The organism is Brevibacterium sp. LE-L, assembly GCF_050214925.1.
In the GTDB taxonomy this organism is placed as follows: domain Bacteria; phylum Actinomycetota; class Actinomycetes; order Actinomycetales; family Brevibacteriaceae; genus Brevibacterium.
In genome coordinates this window covers 1,370,042-1,387,230 of record NZ_CP189759.1, presented here as the reverse complement: position 1 = coordinate 1,387,230, position 17,189 = coordinate 1,370,042, and the positions used below count along the sequence as shown (strand labels likewise).

The following is a 17,189-nucleotide window of genomic DNA, read 5'->3' as shown; positions in this document are numbered from 1 at the left end:
CTGGCGGAGTAGCGGACGGTGGTTGGGGCTGGCGGTCAGGTGTACGTGATCGACGGTGGTCTGCCGCCCCTGATGAAGTTTCCGAGGTAGGCGACCACGCGGTCTGCTTCGGAGCCGAATGGGTTGTCGGTGACCATGTACGTCCAGGTCGATGACGGGCGGCGCAGGCCGAGATCGCCGAGGGTTGTGGCGTCGTCGGGTGCGTTGTCGAGAACCCGCCGGACTGCTGCGAGGGCGTCGGGGCCGAGGCTGCGGAACGAGTCGCCGGCGATTCGATTGAACTCGTCCAGCGGGTTCTGCCTACCCAGAACTCGCAGGTGGATGCCCTCGCGGACGGCGGCGAGGTGGTTCAGGTGATCGGTCCAGGCGCGGTCGAGCTGGTAAAGCACGACTTCCGTGGCGAGGCGGCGACGTTGCGCCGCCCATGCGCCCGCCCGGCCGGGAGCATCCGTGAAGACCTGCTGGAGGTAGTCATCGAGCGCGTCGGGTTCGGTGAGGAGGCGTTCGCGGGTATCCAGGATCGCCTGTCGATGCTGGTCGGTCATGGTGTGGTAGCTGCGGGTGGTGCGGTGCAGCTGCAGCAATTTGCCCTCGGCGACGCGCTGCGAGTGCTCGTAGAGACGCGCGAACTTCCGGTCGCCGATGAGCCCGTCTGGGGCGATGGAGCGGGGCTGGTCGCTGATGCGGAGCTGTTCGGTCACCACGTCGTCTTCGAGGCTGGTGTAGAACACGGACCTGCCGGGGTCGCCTTGCCTGCCCGACCTGCCGCGCAGTTGCCGGTCGAGGCGGGCCGAGTCGTATCGTCCGAGCCCGATGACGAGCAGGCCGCCGGTCTCGGCAGCTCCTGGACCGAGTTGGATGTCGACGCCTCGGCCGGCCATCTGTGTGGACACGGTGACCGCACCGTGCTCGCCGGCGCGGGCGATGATTTCAGCCTCGGCAGCGTCGTTCTTCGCGTTGAGTACCCGCGCTTCGACACCCAGCTCGGCGAGCAATCGGGCGAAGCGCTCAGAATCGGCCACGCTGCCGGTACCGATGAGCACCGGCTGTCCCGCATCATGGGCTGCACGCACGGCGTCGGCTGCGGCGGTGTCGCGTTGCTCGACGGTGGCGAACAGCCGGTCTGCGGCGTCCTCGCGGATGCAGGGGCGGTGGGTGGGGATGACCCCGGTCTTGATGTCGAGGTCTTCGGCGAGGCGCTCGGCCGCTTCGAGGGCGGTGCCGCTCATCCCGGTGAGGGTCCGATAGCCGCGGGCGACTGTCTCCACGAGCACCTGGTCGAGGATCTCAGCTTGCCCGGTCACCTCCAGTCCCTCTTTGCGCTCGATGGCGGCGTGGAGACCGTCCGGCCAACGCTGACGATCCGCGACCCGGCCACGGGCATCGTTGACCAGCTGCACCCGTCCATCGGTGACGAGGTAATGCACGTCGCGTTCGACCAGCGCGTGCGCGTGCAGTGCGACATGCGCCGCCGTCAACAGTTCGACATGCTCCTGCGCATATAGGTCATCGATGCCGAGCGCCGATTCGACACGAGCGATACCTGCCTCGGTGAACGCGACGCTGCGCCGGTCGCCCTCGACCTGATAGTGCTCCTCCTCGGTCAGTTCCGCGATGACCTGCGCCAAAGATGCTTCTTCTGGTTGCGGGTCGGCGTCGCCGGCGATCACCAGCGGCACCATCGCGTCATCGAGCAGCACGGCGTCGATCTCATCGACCACCGCGGCGTCCAATCCCGGCACCAGCCGCCGTGCCTCGGGGAGGCGCTGGCGGTCGCGCAGCAGATCGAACCCGATCTGGTGCACCGTCGCGTACACGACGTCAGCCCGGTACGCTTCGGAGCGATCCGGCTGACCCATTCCGTCGACGACCGCAGCGCAGGTTAGGCCGAACGCGGAGAACAACGGTTCTCCGGCATCGGCGTCTCGGCCCGCCAGGTAGTCGTTTGCCGAAAGCACGTGCACGCGCCGGCCGGCCGCGGCGAGACCGGCGGACACGAGGAACCCGACCAGCGTCTTGCCCTCGCCCGTGGCCATATCGACTACCCGGCCGCGTAGCATGCTCACGGCGGCGAGCAGCTGCACCTCGAACGGCTCCAACCCCAGCCGACGCCGCGCCACCTCACTCGCCACGCCGAGAAAGCGCGCCAGCTCGTCATCATCGTCCAAACTGATCGACACGGACCCAGCCGAACGTCTCAGAAGATCGTCGTCAGTGAAGCAACGCAGCGACGCGCGCTGGGAGACGATGCCCTCGACCAGCGACGCATACGTGCGCAGGTTCGCCGTGCCAGGATCCTGGCGGAAACGACTCACCCACCTCAGAGGGCGCTGCCACCACGCCCCCTGTTCACGCAACGGCTCGGGTCCGACCATCACCTCACGCTACCTGACCACCCTGACCGGGATCAGGGAACAGCTACTGGCACGGACTCGGCTCGACCTCGCTCAAGCCGCCTCCTGGAAGCGGTAAGTCCGCATCCGAGTAGGCTGAGCAGCGCAGAATCAGGCCAATCAGGACGCTCGTACTTTTGCAGGACTACGGGGTGTCTTTCTCTGTGTATAGACGGTTCAGTATCGATCGCATTATGTTAATCGGGGTCGTTCGCCTTTGCTGTCGCCATGATGAAAGCAGAAATGAGTAGTGATTATGTTCTCAATTGCGAGGAGACGTTGCCGATCCAGCGTCGTTGTTCCGGGGTTTCCACCGCTTGCGGATGGTAGTTCTTTCTTACCCAGGCCACGGCGGCATTGGCGGGTACCCCACCGATGATGGCGAGCGCGGCTAAGGCCGTTCCCGTTCGGCCTATGCCGCCGTCGCAGGCGATCTCGACCCGTTCGATTGCGGCTCGTTCGTACGCCTCATGGAGTGCTGCGACGGCGTCAGCCGTGGAGGTCGGGAGGGAGAAGTCCTGCCATAGAACCCAGCGGTGTGGCCAGAGATCGATACGCGGGGCGCGTCCCAGGAGATAGAACCCGAACTGAGGATCGAGTCCGTTGGGAAGCGGCGCGAGTAGGCCACGCCCTCGAACCCGGCGGCCATCGGGAAACTCAACCACGCCGTTACCGGTTTCCCATGTCTCGATCGCGTTCATGTCGCGGTGCCTATGCTTCATTTCGTCGGTCGATACAGAGGGTTGCGACGAGGTCTTCGTGGAGTTGGAACCAGACGCGGTGGCAGGAGTCGATGTCGGTCTTGTCGATCCAGTCAAGTTCCCCGCTCATGGCCCTGCGTAACGCCAACTCGTACCGCGCGACGTAGCCGTCGAACCTTGCGAGAACGGCAGATAGATTCTCGATCAAAGGAGCAAGTTCCGTTCCGAGGGCCGTCAGTTCTTCGAGAACCCGCCCATCCCATGCGCGATCGAAATGATCATTGGGCGCGAACTGATGCGTTTCGGTCGGTTTGATCTGCCAGTCGGTGACCGCTCGCAACAAGCGAGCGTTGAGCGGGAGGAAGACCCGGTAGGTGGACGCAACTACGCCATCGGGGTCGGCGCTCACGCGCTCTGCCGCGAGTTGGCGCTCGTTCTCCGCCTTGCCAAAGTCGGTGAGCGACCACCCATCGAGGTCGGCGAACGCGACGTGCTGCACCCACCCCGCATGTTCCGCGACGCTCAACTGGCGCAGCGCGTCGGCGTGGCTCGTTCCTGCACGCTCGGCAACCGCTTCGCTGTCGGCGAACCCCACGAGCCGCACGGCGTGCAGCACGAGTAGTGATGCCGCGGAATGATGGGTCATATTCGCTTGTCCTGCCGGGCGCTAAGGCGGTTGACGTACTGCTGGCACGCCTGTGGCGAGCGGAAGCCCATCGCCTCGGCGATCTGCGCCCAGGTCAGCCCCTCGTTGCGAGCTGCGAAGAGCAGACCGATCTCCACGCTCTCAACCTCGGCGCGAGCGGCCGGGAGCAACGAGAGCGCTCCCAGGAGTTCATCCGGGGTCAGTTCGGATGAACGCCACAGGGCGTACTGCGTCAGCTCGACCGCTGACGGCGGAGCCGGTTCAGGTCGCCACGGCCGCGGCTCCAACTGGTCTGCACCTTTGTCGAGAAGCATGCCTTGGGCGTTGCGCTCACGCTCGGCCTGCGCATGGTCGGCGGGGCCGGGTCGTTCGAGGTCGTGCTTGCGTTCCATGCCACCCATCCTGCTACGATCAACACACTGTTGTCAATACTTCATTGATTGGTGGTGTGATGCTCACAACGCTCTCCGAGGCGAGCCGGACGGACACGGGCGGGAAAGCGGCGACGCTCGGAGTGCTGCTGCGCGCGGGGCTGCCGGTACCCGATGGGTTCGTCGTGCCGAGCGGCATCCAGCGGACCGGCATCGAGGTCGGGCGCTCGTTGCGCGATGCGGTTGCCCGTGAACTGGCGCGGATGGGCGACCCTGTGGTGGCCGTGAGGTCATCGGCGACGGACGAGGACAGCGCAGAGGCGTCGGCCGCGGGCCAGTACGAGACCGTCCTCGGCGTGCGCGGCGCAGACGATGTGTGCCAGGCGGTCGCGACCTGCTGGGCTTCGGCCCGCGCCACGCGAGTGGGCGACTACTGGACTCGCTCAGGTGACACGTCGCCGCAGGCTTCGGGCATGTCAGTGCTCGTGCAGCCGGTCATCGAGGCCGATGTCTCAGGAGTCATGTTCACCCCTCAGCACGCCGATGAGCCGACGCGGATCGAAGCGTCTTGGGGGCTGGGTCTGCCAGTCGTGGGCGGTACCGTCGCCCCCGACGCCTACGAGGTCACCCCGGACGGGATCGTCGGCTTCTCGGCGGGAAGCAAGCAGACCCGTGTCGACCTGGATCACGAGCACGGCGGTGTCGCGACCAGTGCCGTCGCCCCCGACCGGCAATCCGCGCGCACCCTGGACGACGCCACGGTCACAGCCTTGGCCGACCTGGGCTGGATCGCGACTGCGCTTGGCGGGCCGCAAGACGTTGAATGGGCGGTTGCTGACGGCACTGTCTGGATTCTTCAAGCACGTCCGATCACCGCCGCGCTTCCGGCCCGCAAGGTTCATGATTCGTCCGATCAGGCCGGGGTGCTGAGCGGCACTCCGGGTGCTCACGGAACCGTCACCGCGGCGGCTCGTGTCGTGCGCGGGCCTTCGGACTTCCCGACTGTCCGCGCGGGTGACATCGTGATCTGCCCGTACACCGGTCCCGCTTGGACGCCGCTGTTCACTGTCGCCGCCGGGGTCGTCACCGAGACCGGCGGCGCGCTCTCGCACGCCGCGATCGTCGCCCGCGAGTACGGCATCCCTGCCGTGCTCGGCATCGACGGCGCCACTGCCCATATCGAGAACGGTGACCGAATCACGCTTGACGGGACAGCCGGAACTGTGACCGTTCTTTGACCCCAAACCCTACCCCCGACTGAAAGGAGAGCGGGAGCATCGTCATGATGCTCCCGACCCACTCATGGCAACCAGGTATCTCTACATTGCCCGGCACGGTGACGCCGACGCGTTCGGCAACCTCACTGACACCGGGCACGAACAGGCCCGCCTGCTGGGTCAGCGATTGGCGCATCTTCCCATCGACGCCGTGTACCACTCGCCTTTGCCACGAGCCGCCGATAGCGCCCAACAACTCAACATCTTCCTCACTGGCACTGCGCCCGTCAGCGGAGCACCCGAGCTGATCGACCACGTACCCTACGTGCCCACACCGGAAGAGACTCCACCGTCGTGGGTGCCGTTCTTCGACGGCTACGACACCAACGAGGCCGAGGCCGGGCACAAGATCGCCCGGAGCCTCACCGCGAGATTCGCCACACCGCCCGAGGGCGACGACGATGCGCACGAAGTGCTCATCACCCATGCCTACCCGATCGCGTGGCTCATCCGTCATGCCCTGGACGCACCGGCGGTGCGGTGGCTCGGCCTCAGCAGCGCCAACGCCGCTCTGACCGTGATCGAGAACCGGCCCGAGCTGCCGCCGAGCATCACCATGTTCAACGACATGAGCCACCTTCGCCCCGAACTGCAATGGACGGGTTTCCCCAAGACGCTGCGCCCCTGAACGCCGCGAGAAAGACAAGGAGATTCGAGTGAGTGACTATGTAATCGAGGCCGAGGGGCTGGTGAAGCGGTATGGCAAGCACACTGCGCTGGACGGCGTGGATCTGCGTGCCCGCCCTGGAACCGTTCTCGGCGTCCTCGGCCCGAACGGGGCCGGGAAAACAACGGCGATCCGCATCTTGGCGACCCTGACCGGCCTCGATGCCGGAACCGCCAGAGTCGGCGGCATGGACGTAACCCGCGACGCGGCCAAGGTGCGACGGATCATCGGTTTGACCGGCCAGTACGCGACGCTGGACGAAGAACTCACAGGAGTAGGCAACCTGATCCTGATCGGGAGTCTGCTCGACCTGCGCAAACCCGAGGCCGCCCGCCGAGCAGACGCGCTGTTGGATCGTTTCGGCCTGACGGAGGCCGCGGGAAAGCCCGTGGCTACCTACTCCGGTGGGATGCGCCGACGCCTCGATCTGGCGGCAAGCCTGGTCGGTCATCCTCGCGTCGTGTTCCTCGATGAACCCTCGGTCGGCCTCGACCCCGGCAAACGCGAAGAACTGTGGCGGATCATCCGCGAACTCACCACGGATGGCGTCAGCGTCCTCCTGACGACGCAGTACCTCGAAGAAGCCGACGCGCTGGCCGACGAGATAAGCGTGATCGACCACGGGCGCGTGATCGCCCACGGCACCCCGCCTGAACTCAAGCAGATCGTCGGTGGGCAGGCCATCGCCATTCGCCCCAAGAATCCCGTAGACGTGGAGAAAGCCGCTGCCATCCTCGCCGCCGTGTCCGGCCACCCGGTCGAGCACGCCGCTCAACAAGAGTTGGTCGCGCCAGTGGACAGTGACCGGGCGATGTTCGACATCGCCCGCCGCTTCGAAGCGGAGAGCATCGAGGTTGCCGAGTTCGCGTTACGGCTCCCCAGCCTTGACGAAGTGTTCTTCACCCTGACCGGCGCACCCGCCACCAGCGGCAAGACCGACGAGGCCGAAAGGAGCCACGCATGAGCACCGTCTCCATCACAGCCACCAGTTCTGAGAGACGCCCAGCGGGGCTACTACGGCACAGCCTGATCCTGGCCCGCCGGAGCCTGGCCAAGTCCGCCAGGAACCCCGGCGCACTGGTCAACGGAGTCGTCACACCAGCGATCTTCCTGCTGCTGTTCGTCTACCTGTTCGGCGGCTCAGTAGCAGGCTCCACCGACGACTACCTGCTCTATCTCTTCCCCGGAATCGTGGTCATGGGCGCAGGACTCTCAGGGATGCTGTCCAGCGGCCTGAGCATCAACATCGACATGAAGAAAGGCGTCTTCGACCGATTCCGCAGCCTGCCCATTGGACGATCAGCACCACTGCTCGGGTCGATCATGGCAGACATGGTGCGCTACGTCATCGCCATCGCTTTGCTGTTCGGTATCGGCTACCTCATGGGCTTCCGCGTCCAGACGGATACCGGATCAGCCTTGGCTGCAGTCGCGCTCGTGCTCGCGTTCGGATTCTGCCTGAGTTGGGTGACGGTGTTCCTCGGGGTGCTGGTCAAAGACGAGGGCGCAGTCATGGCGTTCGCGTTCATCGTCTTCATCCCACTCATGCTCGGTTCCAGTCTCGCGGCCCCCATTGACACGCTCCCTGAATGGCTCCAAGCCTGGGCGAACGTCAACCCCGTTACTCACGCGATGGACGCTGCCCGAGCACTGCTGGCCGGTGTGCCGACTGGAAACTCGATCATCCAGACCATCCTCTGGTCGGCTGGAATCTTGATCGCTTTCTGCCCGCTGGCGATCGCTGCTTACAACCGCAAACGTTGATAGTCGCACCGTTACCTCACCCGGCTGCGCTGCGGGCCATAGCCGACAAGCACTCACCCTTACCAGTCGCCCGACCCACCGCCGCGCCAGACTCGTCACCGATCTCAAACTTCTGGATGTACGGGGTTCTGCGGAGTCACAAAGCCAGCAGCTCTTGACTGGCGACTTCCTTGATTATGGACAAGAGGAAGAAGTCCACAGCGATCGTTGGACCCGTGCCGCCTTTGGTGACCACCGATGCTGAGCGAGAACTGTCCGACACCATCTCGTGCTTTCTGGCTCAGCTACGCGATCTGCCATCGGAGAGACGCCGTTGACAGAGGTCTGCATGACTTACAGGCAGTCGGATGAAAGCCGGAGGTAACGGCTTCCAGCCTCTGCTGGCGCGCACTCACACGATCCATCGCCCTATCGGGCCGCTGGCGTATGACTGCGTGAAGGTCATCATTGTCAGAGATGGATCAGCGATCTTGTTCAGTGAGTTCGGGCAGAAGCCGGTGCGCCCCGGCGACGTGATCCTGCTCGGACCGAACGTCCTCTGCGGTTCCGAGCCCGAAGGTCACATCACGGTCACCACGATCTACGCGGACACGGACTATGTGATCGATCAGGCGTTCTGGCAGTACGCCGGCATCGTCTACGACCGGCTGGATGCGCCGGTGTTCGTCAAGGAGACCTTCACCGAGCCGGCGCAGATCATCCGCCTCGGCGAGCAGCACGCGGGGCTGCTCATGCCGTGGCTGGATGAGCTTGTCGGGCTCAGCCTCGATGACGCGCACGCCCGGTTCCATCGGATGCAGGCACTCTGGTTCAACGTGATGGATCGCATCGCCCCGCACATCCGAGTGACCGACCATCGGGTCTCGCCCTCGCAGCGGGCGCGGAGCCTGCCGGTGCATCCGCGAGTGCGGCGCTTCGCCCCGACACGGGCGGAGGCCGACATGGTGCGTGCCGCGCTCAGCGGCGCGATCGCCAACCCCTGGACGCTGGATGATCTCTCCGAGATGGTGCATCTATCCACCAAGCAGGTCGCACGGGTGTTCACCGACGCCTACGGGAAGACACCGCTGGCGTATCTGACGATGCTGCGGGTCGAGGAGATGGCGCGGCTGCTGCGGGAGACCGATCTGACGATCGAGCAGGCGGGCCGCAAAGTCGGATGGCAGTCACGCAACCGCGCCTCCGAAGCCTTCCGACAGGCGACAGGCCTGACCCCGAGCCGCTACCGGATCATGCTGGCTACGCAGTACCGCCGCCATCACGACCAGCCCCGCGGCATCGCCGGTTCGACTACAGCGTGCGTCCCAGGCCTGTCCCACTCGGGCGTCGAGACTGTCCAGAATCGAAGGTCGAGCTGAACGGGTTCGGGAGCCGTCTGCGCTTCCCGCCCTGGTTGCGCAACTGCTCGATTTGACGCTGCTGCGCCGTAACGCGCTCGTTCAAGCTCTCCTGGCTGCCGTGCAGTTGCACGAGCTGCTGGCTGAGTGTGGCGTTCACTTCTTCCAGTCGTTGCGCAAGCGCCGCTTCAGCCGGCGCGGTTGCGACGGGTTGCATCTCCGCATTGACCGCAACGGCCTCGTCCAGCGCATCCGCGGCAGAAGCCTGGGTCAGGCGGCGGTGCGCGATGCGGCAGAACATCGCCGTGCGCGCGACCTCAGGGGAAAGGCCATCGGGGTAAGCCTCTGACAGGGCGTCTTCGATGAGCTGGATGCTCGGAAGGGTCAGCAGAACCGGAGCGGTGCTCTCGAACGCGGCGGCGAGAGATGCGCAGTCCTCGCCGACAGTGATGTGACCGTCGATCATCTTCTCCACCTGCGGCGTGATGCCCGCTGGGTCGGGTTCGCCCGGCTCGGGGAGGACGTGCGAGTCCCAGAGGTCGGCGCCGATGTCCTCGCGGTAGTTCCCGTAACGGCGCAGCTCCTGAGCCACCGCGCTCCGCTCGTCCTCGGCCAACACGAGCATCATCTGCTCCGCCATGACGGTCTCCTCTACGCCCGCACGACGCGTGCCGGCACGACCCTTCGACACCCAGGTGATCGGCTCCCTCCCGACCAGACTGCACCGTGTCAACCTAGGTTTCCCGCGATCTGCAAGAGGTGTGATCCCTCGTGGAGGGGTGCTGGTCGAGCACGTCTGGAAGGTCGGTGCGGGCCGGCCTTCGGGGTGCGCGGGGCGGTGTCGCTGGGCTGCTGAGGCGCGGCGCGCTGGCGCTGGGCCGGCGGATTCGGGGATGCGTGCACCTGGCAGGTGTTCTCCCGGCGTGGGGCTCCGCGCGGGGCCTGGTGCCGGGTCTCCACCGACCTGCCGGAGCCCTCATGCCTCACGCTGCCACCCCTGCCCGCCGACGCTGGAAGATCGGTTCGCTGTTCAGCGGGTACGGCGGTCTCGACCTCGCCGCCGAGCACTGCTTCGACGCGGAGACGGTCTGGTTCTCCGAGCTCAACGACCCCGTCGCTGGCGTCTTCGCCCACCACTGGCCGGATGCCCCGAACCTGGGAGACATCACCGACGTGGACTGGAGCGAGGTCGCACCGGTCGATGTGCTCTCGGGAGGGTTCCCGTGCCAGGACATCTCGACGGTCGGGAAGATGGCCGGTCTCGCGCCCGGCACCCGCTCGGGGCTGTGGTCGTTCATGGCTGAGGCGATCGAGGCGCTGCAACCCGGTTCGTGGTGATCGAGAACGTGCGCGGGCTGCTGTCTGCCCGCGCGGCCCGTCCCGAGATGCAAGGAGCAACCCCCGATGAACGCAACCCCGCAGACGCAACTGTGATGTCTCGGGTCATCGGTGACAGTTCTGCCTCAGGACATAGGTAACGTTTCGTGTCTCAGGACTTCGGTGACGGTTTGGTCCGTGATCTCCAGCCGCGGGACTTTCCGTTGCCCACGTAGCGGACACCGGGCTCGGGCAGCGAGTGCTCGATGAGCAGCTCCCCAGTTTGGGTGTCGAAGAAGCTGATCGTGTAGGAATCGATGATGACGTGCACGTGCTCACCGGCACGGTCGCGCCCGATCTGGTAGGCAACATCTCGGACCGTCACTCCACCGGTCACCCGCACTTTCCGCAGATACTCGCCCGGTCTGGCAGGCGGCGCAGTCTCGCGTCTCAGCGACTCCTTGGCCAGCGTGCCGGCCGGAGGGTCCGGGAACACGGGATCGACAAGCACTGGCTGCGGACGCGGAGGCTCGGCGACCTCAGTCGCCTCCCACGCGGCTTGCGGGGTGATCCTGCCCGGAAGCCCTTGGTGGCCCCGCTCGGTGTTATAGATGACATCGAACCGGTCAACCTGCTCCTGCAGCTCGGCGACCGACTCGGCCAGGGACTGCTTGTCGAGCCACCGGAACAGAGTCTGGTGAAACCTTTCGTTCTTGCCCTGTGTGGTGGGTCGACCGGGCTTTCCGGTGATCGCCTCGACGCCGAGCGAGGTGGCGTAGGTGACGAGCTGTCCTTCCCAGCCCCGCCGGGACGGGTTCAGCGCCATCCCGTTATCGGTCAGCAGGCGCTGGGGCACCCCACGCGAAGCGACGCCCTTGTTGAAGACCGCCAGAGCGCCCACGCTGGTCTCGCCACCTGCGACCTGGGAAGCGACCGCGACCCGGGAATGGTCGTCCTCGAGCTGGAAGATCACGCACTTGCGGCCCCAGGTGAGGACGTACTCGGTGGCGTCCAGCTGCCAACACGCGTTCGGCGCGGGATAGACGAACCTGCGGTAGGCGGCCCTCGGCTTCTTCCTCGGTTCGAAACGAGCGACACCGGCCTCGCGGAAGATCCGTGCCAGCGAAGCAATCGCGGGAGCGCCCATGCTCATCGCTTCCATCTTGTCATGCACGCTGATCGGTCCGTGATCCAGCCCCGAGGCCTCCAGTGAGGCGCGCACGTGAAGGGCGTGTTGTTTGGTCTCCTCTGTGATCCGGGTGGGGTTGGTCTGCGGGCGGCGTGAGCGAGGTTCCAGCACTGCGGCGGGGCCCTCTGTGTCCGCTCTCTTCCGCAGCGCGTAGAACGTCTTACGAGAGATGCCATGCTCCGCGCAGAACGTGCTCACCGCCCCACGTGGAGCATCATCGGGCCACCGGGCGATAGCGAGACGGACACGAGGCTCAACAGGCTGATTTCTACTCATCCACCCATCAGAGCGGTAGAAGTGTCACCACCAACACCGCCCACAGTGTCACCGATGTCCTGAGGTAGAACTGTTACCGAAGTCCTGCGACATAACACCCGCAGACGCAACCGTGCAGGACGCAACCGCAACCCTTCGCAATCTGGAATCCGACCGATGGGGTGTGGGAGACCAGTCAGCTCGACCTCTTCGGGCGCTCGGCGCCGTTCTCGGGGATTTGGCCGACCTCGGGCTTCATGCACGATGGCTCGGCCTACCGGCTTCCCGCGTCGGCGCTGCGCACAATCGCTTCCGGGTCTTCATCCTCGCCTACCGTGACGGCGCTGTTTCGGACGCCGCTGGCCTCGGACTCCTCGCGGGGCGGGGAGAGCCTGGACCAGGTGCGAGCGCGGCGGGGCACGATCGCCCTGTCGCATCAGATCATCGACTTCGCCCTGCACCGGCCGGATGGCTCGCCGGCCAGGCGGAACGAGTCGGAGACCCTGTTCGCGTTGATCGAGAGCATCTTCGCCGATGGGGGCGATACGCCTACGCCATCGCCCGGTGGGAGCACATCACCGGACGATGCGTCCCCGCGCCAGCGCTCGTGACCAAGGAGCAGATGCCGCGTCCAGCGCCGGAGTTCGTGGAATGGTTCATGGGCTTGCCGTCGGCCTGGGTCACGGGCCCCGAGCACGAACTGACACCGAATCAGCAGATCACCGCGCTGGGCAACGGGGTGCTGCCGCTCCAAGCGCTGACCGCGATCCAGGCGCTGACACCCGAGGGCGAATGACGCCGGACGCCGAGGGCTGCCCAGGTTCAGGACGTCGCCACCAGCCTTCAAGACCCCATCTCCGGGCTCCGTCACTGCGGCGCCCGGAGGGCTGGTAGGCCGGATTGTCCAAGGGTCAGGTGCAGCCGTTGTTCCTGATGGCCAACCTACCGATCTTGTTGTTCGCTGACCGTCTCGACTCGCCGGGTACGCCTGACTCACCTCGCAGGTGCAGGGCCAGCCACCGCTCCTGGTGGCTGGCCTACCGGGAGGAGGCTGCACGATGGCGACGAGGCAGGAGGAGGCCCGCCAGGCGCGGGAGGCGAAGCTCGACGAGCTCCACGAGAAGCTGACCGGCGCGGTCGAGCAGCTGGTCACGGGTGAGGACTGGGCCGATGCGCTGACGTTCGCCGCGAGGTTCCGGTCGCGCTCGTTCAACAACGTGATGCTCATCTGGGAGGCTCACGGGGCCAACTACGAAGCCGGAAACGTGCCCTCGCCGTTCCCCACGTATGTCGCCGGATACAAGCAGTGGCAGCAACTCGGCCGGCAGGTCGAGAAGGGCCAGGGCGGGTATCAGATCCTCGCTCCGGTCACCGGCAGGTTCGCCTCTGCGAACCCCTCGGACCCCGCCTCGTGGTATCGGCTGAATCGTGGCGAGAAGCCCAAGCCGGGCGAGGTGGTGCGCTCGCGGATGGTCGGGGTGCGTCCGGCCTACGTCTGGGATGTCTCGCAGACCGCCGGTGACCCGATCCCCGAGCCGCCGGAGCCGGCCCTGCTGGAGGGTGAGGCACCGGACGGGCTTTGGGAGGGGCTGGCCGGGCAGGTGGAGGCCGCCGGGTACGAGCTGGTGCGGGTGCCGCATGAGGGCATGATCGACGGCGCCAACGGGCGGACGAGCTTCACCGAGCGGTGGGTCGCGGTGCGCGAGAACATGGACCCCGCCGCACAGGTGAAGACACTGGCTCACGAGCTTGCCCATGTGCTGCTGCACGACCCCGACCAAGAGGACGCCCGCCAGCACCGCGGGATCGCCGAGGTCGAAGCCGAATCCGTCGCGCTCATGATCGGCGCTGCCCACGGAATGGACACCACCGGGTACACGATCCCGTACGTGGCCGGGTGGGCGGTGAACGTCGACGGCAAAGAGCCCGTCGAGATCGTCAAGGCCACCGGGGAACGAGTGCGCAAGGCCGCCGCCGGGATTCTCGACCAGCTCGACACCGCCCAGGTGCCCGATGGCACCCCGCCGGGTCTGACCCGCGAGATTCCGGACCGCAAGCTCCCGGAGCAGCGCTCGCCAGAACGAGGAGTGGAGCCGTTGCCTGAACCCGAGCGCGGCCGCGAGCGGTCTGGTGTCCAGGGGCGGGGGCTGTGATGGCCGCCCGGAGCAGGTTCACTGCCGCGGTGGCGCGGATGGATGCCTCCTGGACGCTGCCGCGGGCCGCGGCGGCATTCGCTGAGGCGGGGGTGCCGGTGTTCCCGTGCGCGCCGGAGGGCAAGCAGCCGATCACCCGGCGCGGGTTCCACGATGCGACCGCGGACACGGCGCAGGTGCAGGCGTGGTGGTCGCGGTTCCCGGCCGCGAACATCGGGATGCCCACCGGCGCCCGCAGCGGCGTGGTCGTCATGGACGTCGATGTGCACGGCGTCAACGGCTACGACGCCCTGCGCCGAGCGCGCCGGTCCGGGCTGGTGAACGGGTGGGAGACGATGGTGCGCTCACCGACCGGTGGCTTGCACATCTACTACCCGGCCGGGAGCGGCGAGCAGCCATCGTGGCAGGCCGGGAAAGCGGGGATCGACTTCCGCGGGGATCGCGGTTATATCATCGTCCCGCCCTCGCGCCGCCGGATCGACGGCGAGAGCGTGCTCTACCACCCCACCTCCTTCGCCCCGACCGACAGCCGGCCCCTGGACGCGCAGCGCCTGCGCGAGTTCCTGACCCCGCCCCGGCCCCGCCCGAAGGGGGTATGCCGGGATGGGGCGGCGCCGGTAGATGCGCAGCGGATGGCGTCATGGTTGGGCGGACAGAGCACGGATCGGAATCTCAAACTGTTCTGGGCCGCGTGCCGTCTGGCCGAGGGCAACGTGCCCGAGGACGAGGCACTGGATGCGTTCGTCCGCGTGGAGCAACCTGACTTCGGGGAGCGGGAGATCACCCGCACCGTCCAGTCGGCCTACCGCACCATCGCCACCGGGCCCCGAGGAACGCGTGGCCCCGAGACGCCATTGGCCGGGGCAGCCAGCGACCTCCTCACACCCGTCAAGGCAGACAGGCCGGCGTCGATGGGCAGGGGGCTGGGATGAACGCGCTCTGGGGCCGCCGGTGGGCGGTGGTCGCCGCGGCATCGGGCACGGTGCTGATCGGCGGCGGCGCGTTCTGGCTGAGCTTCGTCGCCCTGGCCGATCTGGCGGTGCGCTCGGGCATCGACGCGGGGCAGGCGTGGATATGGCCGCTGCTGGTCGATGGGCTGATCGTCGTCGCCACCGTCGCGGTCGTCGCCCTCGACCGGCACCGCTCGGCCTGGTATCCGTGGGCACTGCTCATCGCCGGCGCGCTGGTGTCGGTGACTGCGAACGCCGCCCACGCGATCGTGGCCGCCACCGCGTCCGTGCCGGGCCTGCTGGCCGCGACCGTCGCGGCCGTCCCGCCGCTGGTGCTGCTGGCGTCCACGCATCTGACCGTCGTCCTCACCCGCTCCACCAAGCCCCCCGAGGCCTCGACACCGCTGGCGGACGCGCTGGCCCGCGCACCGCGTCCGGCGCTGACCGAGGAGATGAGCGCGAGCCTCGTCGCACAGGTCGATCCTGTCCGGCCGCCGGAGCTGCCCGAGCGCGTTGCGCCAGCCGGCACCGAGCCAGAGACACCGCAGCCCCAGCCTCAACCTCAGGATGAGCCCGCCCTGACGCCGACGCCTGAACCGTCGGAGCCGGTGGGGGCCGGCCCGGGCCGTCGGGAGCGGGCAGAGGCGCTGCGTGAGGCGGGGTGGTCGAACAAGGCGATCGCCCGCGAGCTCGGCGTGCACGCCTCGACGGTTGGCCGCTGGTTCCCCCGGACCCCCGGCCCGGAGACCACGAAGGAAGAAGACAAGGAGAAGGAGTCTGATCATGAACCCCAACGAGTATGAGCATCCGGCCCGGCGCACACCGGCGCCTGAGGAGGCACGGCCCGACCCGGTGGAGGCGACGGGCGCACCCGATGCGATCCAGGCCGCCGACGTCGACCGCAAGCCCAACGCGGAGGCTGTTGATCCGGCGAAGCGGAAGGCCCGCGGGGTCGATTGGTTGCGCTCCTCGGACCTGCTGGCCCGTGGCAGCGGGGTCATCTCGCGCCTGGCCATCGACTTCGATGCCCATCTGGCCCACAAGGCCCATGATCCGCTGGCCCGCGGCGTCAAGGACGTGGCCTCCCGTGCGCGGGAGCTGCCGCCGATCTCGGCGTTCGGACGCGGCACCAGTCACGACAGCGCCGGGCGCGGCCCGGTCGGGATGAGCTGAGGTGACCGGCCATGACGACCACCGTGCCCGCCGATCTCGCAGGCCGCGCTTCGCGCGGTGGGGCGGGGTCGTGCACCTGCTCGCCAGGAGGTGCCTGAACCATGACGACCCCAACGATGACCGCCAGCGCCCCGGATGAGGGCGGCGGTGAGGACTACACGACCAGCGCCGGGTTGCGCGCCCTGCTGCGACGGCTCCACCAGGCCGGGGAGGGTGCGTGGGAGCACGACACCCTCGCCCGGGAGCTGATGCGGTTCGCCGCGGAGAAATACGGCGCGCTGGCCCGCAAGCACGGGTTGGACCCGTGGGAGGCCGCGTCCGCGGCGTTCGATGTGATGCGCACCCGCTCCGCCCGCGAGGCCGTCGATCCGTGGGGCGTGGTCACCCACGCGGTGCGAATCACCTGCATCGCCGAGGAACGCGCCCAAGGGCTGCTGTGCTCGACGCATCAGGCTCGCCGTCCGCACATCTCCGCGTTCCACGACGCCGAGCGCATCTCGGATCGGGAGACGCCGCTGTCGGAGTATCACCCGGCGTTCCAGGTCACCGACCCCGCACCCGAGGATCAGGCCGACCACGGCGAGGCAGCGTCGGCGCGATCATGCGTCTCGGCTGGCTCGGCGGTGGAGGACGCGATCGCTCTGGTGACGATGCTCGGCTGGGAGCCGGCAACCGCGCGGGCGTCGGTGGAGCACATCTGCGCAGCGCTGGCGAAAGCCGGGGCCAGGCACACCGCCTACGAGAACCTGCGCCGCGACAAGCATGCCCGCGCCTTTCTCGATCTGCCAGGCCGGTCGTGGACGGGGCTTCTCAAAGCGCTGCTGGGCAACCCGCACCCGGCGCTGGCGGCGACCAGCGCGGGCCGGGGTGTGCTGCTGCGGCTGCTGATCGGCGAGTCGCTGCCGATGCTGCTGTGCGATGACGACCTCGTGCTGACGATCTGCCTGGCCGCGCCCAAGCGCCGGAAGTAACACAACAAGGAAGGATCGGGGGTGA

General features: G+C 67.2%; 19 protein-coding genes. 13 read left to right on the top strand and 6 right to left on the bottom strand.

Going from position 1 to position 17,189, the window contains the following annotated elements; translation table 11 throughout:
- Window positions 1–35 precede the first annotated feature (35 nt).
- From secA2 to ACQE2J_RS06190, 4 genes are all read right to left on the bottom strand, one after another.
- Entirely contained in the window at window positions 36–2,375 is a 2,340-nt protein-coding gene (gene secA2 / locus ACQE2J_RS06205; protein WP_135540113.1) for an accessory Sec system translocase SecA2, read from the bottom strand.
- Between the two features lie 272 nt (window positions 2,376–2,647).
- A complete protein-coding gene (locus ACQE2J_RS06200) occupies window positions 2,648–3,094 on the bottom strand; it encodes a protein-tyrosine phosphatase family protein (RefSeq protein ID WP_135540115.1) in 447 nt (148 codons plus the stop codon).
- Between the two features lie 10 nt (window positions 3,095–3,104).
- Window positions 3,105–3,740 carry a transcriptional regulator gene (locus ACQE2J_RS06195; RefSeq protein ID WP_135540117.1) on the bottom strand — a complete coding sequence of 212 codons (636 nt, stop codon included), beginning with the start codon at window positions 3,738–3,740 and terminating at the stop codon, window positions 3,105–3,107.
- The gene (locus tag ACQE2J_RS06190; protein WP_135540119.1) at window positions 3,737–4,132 is read right to left on the bottom strand and encodes a DNA-binding protein; all 396 of its coding nucleotides are present in this window, start codon (window positions 4,130–4,132) and stop codon (window positions 3,737–3,739) included. Before ACQE2J_RS06190 ends, ACQE2J_RS06195 begins: the two co-directional genes overlap by 4 nt.
- Before the next feature lie 59 nt (window positions 4,133–4,191).
- Between ACQE2J_RS06190 and ACQE2J_RS06185 the strand changes: the two genes are divergently transcribed.
- The 5 genes from ACQE2J_RS06185 (at window position 4,192) to ACQE2J_RS06165 (ending at window position 9,177) form a co-directional block, all read left to right on the top strand.
- A complete protein-coding gene (locus ACQE2J_RS06185) occupies window positions 4,192–5,349 on the top strand; it encodes a PEP/pyruvate-binding domain-containing protein (RefSeq protein ID WP_135540121.1) in 1,158 nt (385 codons plus the stop codon).
- A 64-nt stretch (window positions 5,350–5,413) separates the two neighbouring features.
- A complete protein-coding gene (locus ACQE2J_RS06180) occupies window positions 5,414–6,016 on the top strand; it encodes a histidine phosphatase family protein (RefSeq protein ID WP_135540123.1) in 603 nt (200 codons plus the stop codon).
- 28 nt (window positions 6,017–6,044) lie between these two features.
- Window positions 6,045–7,019, top strand: coding sequence for an ATP-binding cassette domain-containing protein (locus ACQE2J_RS06175; protein ID WP_135540125.1), 975 nt, complete (start codon window positions 6,045–6,047; stop codon window positions 7,017–7,019).
- Complete coding sequence (locus ACQE2J_RS06170) at window positions 7,016–7,819, top strand: ABC transporter permease (protein ID WP_135540127.1); 804 nt, start codon at window positions 7,016–7,018, stop codon at window positions 7,817–7,819. Before ACQE2J_RS06175 ends, ACQE2J_RS06170 begins: the two co-directional genes overlap by 4 nt.
- Before the next feature lie 347 nt (window positions 7,820–8,166).
- Window positions 8,167–9,177 carry a helix-turn-helix domain-containing protein gene (locus tag ACQE2J_RS06165; RefSeq protein ID WP_135540129.1) on the top strand — a complete coding sequence of 337 codons (1,011 nt, stop codon included), beginning with the start codon at window positions 8,167–8,169 and terminating at the stop codon, window positions 9,175–9,177.
- Here ACQE2J_RS06165 and ACQE2J_RS06160 read toward each other — a convergent pair.
- The gene (locus ACQE2J_RS06160) at window positions 9,110–9,796 is read right to left on the bottom strand and encodes a hypothetical protein (RefSeq protein WP_135540131.1); all 687 of its coding nucleotides are present in this window, start codon (window positions 9,794–9,796) and stop codon (window positions 9,110–9,112) included. The two genes, ACQE2J_RS06165 and ACQE2J_RS06160, sit on opposite strands and share 68 nt — an antisense overlap.
- A gap of 338 nt (window positions 9,797–10,134) precedes the next feature.
- On the opposite strand from ACQE2J_RS06160, the gene ACQE2J_RS06155 reads away from it, so the two are divergent.
- A complete protein-coding gene (locus tag ACQE2J_RS06155; protein WP_240689843.1) occupies window positions 10,135–10,494 on the top strand; it encodes a DNA cytosine methyltransferase in 360 nt (119 codons plus the stop codon).
- A 151-nt stretch (window positions 10,495–10,645) separates the two neighbouring features.
- Here ACQE2J_RS06155 and ACQE2J_RS06150 read toward each other — a convergent pair whose 3' ends face one another.
- Window positions 10,646–11,938, bottom strand: a complete 1,293-nt coding sequence (locus ACQE2J_RS06150) for an integrase core domain-containing protein (RefSeq protein WP_135540133.1) — start codon at window positions 11,936–11,938, stop codon at window positions 10,646–10,648.
- A gap of 161 nt (window positions 11,939–12,099) precedes the next feature.
- Between ACQE2J_RS06150 and ACQE2J_RS06145 the strand changes: the two genes are divergently transcribed.
- The 7 genes from ACQE2J_RS06145 (at window position 12,100) to ACQE2J_RS06115 (ending at window position 17,164) form a co-directional block, all read left to right on the top strand.
- On the top strand, window positions 12,100–12,528 hold the full coding sequence (locus tag ACQE2J_RS06145; protein ID WP_135540135.1) for a hypothetical protein: 429 nt from the start codon (window positions 12,100–12,102) through the stop codon (window positions 12,526–12,528).
- 11 nt (window positions 12,529–12,539) lie between these two features.
- On the top strand, window positions 12,540–12,713 hold the full coding sequence (locus ACQE2J_RS06140) for a hypothetical protein (protein WP_167854426.1): 174 nt from the start codon (window positions 12,540–12,542) through the stop codon (window positions 12,711–12,713).
- Between the two features lie 262 nt (window positions 12,714–12,975).
- Window positions 12,976–14,070 carry an ArdC-like ssDNA-binding domain-containing protein gene (locus ACQE2J_RS06135; RefSeq protein WP_135540136.1) on the top strand — a complete coding sequence of 365 codons (1,095 nt, stop codon included), beginning with the start codon at window positions 12,976–12,978 and terminating at the stop codon, window positions 14,068–14,070.
- 38 nt (window positions 14,071–14,108) lie between these two features.
- Window positions 14,109–15,002: a bifunctional DNA primase/polymerase gene (locus tag ACQE2J_RS06130; RefSeq protein WP_135540447.1), complete on the top strand. Its 894-nt coding sequence runs from the start codon at window positions 14,109–14,111 to the stop codon at window positions 15,000–15,002.
- Window positions 14,999–15,823 (top strand): DUF2637 domain-containing protein, encoded by an 825-nt coding sequence (locus tag ACQE2J_RS06125; RefSeq protein ID WP_205683350.1) that lies wholly within the window; start codon window positions 14,999–15,001, stop codon window positions 15,821–15,823. The genes ACQE2J_RS06130 and ACQE2J_RS06125 overlap by 4 nt, the downstream gene beginning before the upstream one ends.
- Window positions 15,804–16,193 carry a hypothetical protein gene (locus ACQE2J_RS06120; protein WP_135540138.1) on the top strand — a complete coding sequence of 130 codons (390 nt, stop codon included), beginning with the start codon at window positions 15,804–15,806 and terminating at the stop codon, window positions 16,191–16,193. The genes ACQE2J_RS06125 and ACQE2J_RS06120 overlap by 20 nt, the downstream gene beginning before the upstream one ends.
- A 101-nt stretch (window positions 16,194–16,294) precedes the next feature.
- Entirely contained in the window at window positions 16,295–17,164 is an 870-nt protein-coding gene (locus tag ACQE2J_RS06115) for a hypothetical protein (protein ID WP_135540140.1), read from the top strand.
- The last annotated feature ends 25 nt before the right edge of the window (window positions 17,165–17,189 follow it).

What these genes read in the sequence shown, in the direction of transcription:
- ACQE2J_RS06170 (WP_135540127.1), top strand. Translation starts at nt 7,016, where the DNA reads ATGAGCACCGTCTCCATCACAGCCACCAGTTCTGAGAGACGCCCAGCG.
- ACQE2J_RS06125 (WP_205683350.1), top strand. Translation starts at nt 14,999, where the DNA reads ATGAACGCGCTCTGGGGCCGCCGGTGGGCGGTGGTCGCCGCGGCATCG.
- ACQE2J_RS06180 (WP_135540123.1), top strand. Translation starts at nt 5,414, where the DNA reads ATGGCAACCAGGTATCTCTACATTGCCCGGCACGGTGACGCCGACGCG.
- ACQE2J_RS06190 (WP_135540119.1), bottom strand. Translation starts at nt 4,132, where the DNA reads ATGGAACGCAAGCACGACCTCGAACGACCCGGCCCCGCCGACCATGCG.
- ACQE2J_RS06195 (WP_135540117.1), bottom strand. Translation starts at nt 3,740, where the DNA reads ATGACCCATCATTCCGCGGCATCACTACTCGTGCTGCACGCCGTGCGG.
- ACQE2J_RS06140 (WP_167854426.1), top strand. Translation starts at nt 12,540, where the DNA reads ATGCCGCGTCCAGCGCCGGAGTTCGTGGAATGGTTCATGGGCTTGCCG.
- ACQE2J_RS06120 (WP_135540138.1), top strand. Translation starts at nt 15,804, where the DNA reads ATGAACCCCAACGAGTATGAGCATCCGGCCCGGCGCACACCGGCGCCT.
- ACQE2J_RS06135 (WP_135540136.1), top strand. Translation starts at nt 12,976, where the DNA reads ATGGCGACGAGGCAGGAGGAGGCCCGCCAGGCGCGGGAGGCGAAGCTC.
- ACQE2J_RS06160 (WP_135540131.1), bottom strand. Translation starts at nt 9,796, where the DNA reads ATGGCGGAGCAGATGATGCTCGTGTTGGCCGAGGACGAGCGGAGCGCG.
- ACQE2J_RS06115 (WP_135540140.1), top strand. Translation starts at nt 16,295, where the DNA reads ATGACGACCCCAACGATGACCGCCAGCGCCCCGGATGAGGGCGGCGGT.
- secA2 (WP_135540113.1), bottom strand. Translation starts at nt 2,375, where the DNA reads ATGGTCGGACCCGAGCCGTTGCGTGAACAGGGGGCGTGGTGGCAGCGC.
- ACQE2J_RS06150 (WP_135540133.1), bottom strand. Translation starts at nt 11,938, where the DNA reads ATGAGTAGAAATCAGCCTGTTGAGCCTCGTGTCCGTCTCGCTATCGCC.
- ACQE2J_RS06185 (WP_135540121.1), top strand. Translation starts at nt 4,192, where the DNA reads ATGCTCACAACGCTCTCCGAGGCGAGCCGGACGGACACGGGCGGGAAA.
- ACQE2J_RS06165 (WP_135540129.1), top strand. Translation starts at nt 8,167, where the DNA reads ATGAAAGCCGGAGGTAACGGCTTCCAGCCTCTGCTGGCGCGCACTCAC.
- ACQE2J_RS06200 (WP_135540115.1), bottom strand. Translation starts at nt 3,094, where the DNA reads ATGAACGCGATCGAGACATGGGAAACCGGTAACGGCGTGGTTGAGTTT.
- ACQE2J_RS06130 (WP_135540447.1), top strand. Translation starts at nt 14,109, where the DNA reads ATGGATGCCTCCTGGACGCTGCCGCGGGCCGCGGCGGCATTCGCTGAG.
- ACQE2J_RS06155 (WP_240689843.1), top strand. Translation starts at nt 10,135, where the DNA reads ATGCCTCACGCTGCCACCCCTGCCCGCCGACGCTGGAAGATCGGTTCG.